General features: G+C 74.9%; 1 pseudogene. It reads left to right on the top strand.

Annotation, left to right across the window (positions count from 1 at the left end):
- Positions 1–167: 167 nt before the first annotated feature.
- Positions 168–605 (top strand): annotated as a pseudogene (locus AOK17_RS46910) (sigma-70 family RNA polymerase sigma factor); the annotation flags it as partial.
- Positions 606–635 lie beyond the last annotated feature (30 nt).

The raw sequence follows: 635 nt of genomic DNA on the forward strand, positions 1-635 counted from the left end.
TGCGAGGCCCACGCGCGCGTGCCTCACGCGCGCATCTCCGGGTCGCGCGGGCCGTGGCCGTACGCCGCACTCCTCACTCCGCGCTTCCCTTCACCGAAGGACCACTTGCGATGGCTTCTGCCCTGCTTCAGGCACACGACGACGAACGGATCACCCGCTGGGCCCNNGTGGCCCACCTCAGCGGCGATGTGCACGGCGCCGACGACCTCACCCAGGAAACGTTCCTCCGGGCGCTGACCGCCCTGCCGGGGTTCTCCGCCCGCTCCAGCGCCCGCAGTTGGCTGCTGACGATCGCCCGCCGCACGGTGGCCGACCGGTTCCGCACGGCGGCGGCCCGGCCGCGACTGTCCGACACCGGTGACTGGCAGACGGCCGCCGAGCGCGCACAGCCGCGCGGGCTGCCCGGCTTCGACGAGGGCGTGGCTCTCCTCGACCTCCTGGAGACCCTGGACGCGCCACGGCGCGAGGCGTTCGTCCTGACGCAGCTGGCGGGCCTGCCGTACGCGGACGCCGCGTCGGCGGTGGGCTGCCCGGTCGGGACCGTACGGTCGAGGGTCGCGCGCGCCCGGGAGAGCGTGACGGCGTTGCTGGAGGCCGCGGGATAGGAATCCCGGGAGGGGATCAGGGGGCCGGGG

The sequence above is a fragment of the Streptomyces phaeochromogenes genome (genome assembly GCF_001418655.1).
Classification (GTDB): domain Bacteria; phylum Actinomycetota; class Actinomycetes; order Streptomycetales; family Streptomycetaceae; genus Streptomyces; species Streptomyces phaeochromogenes.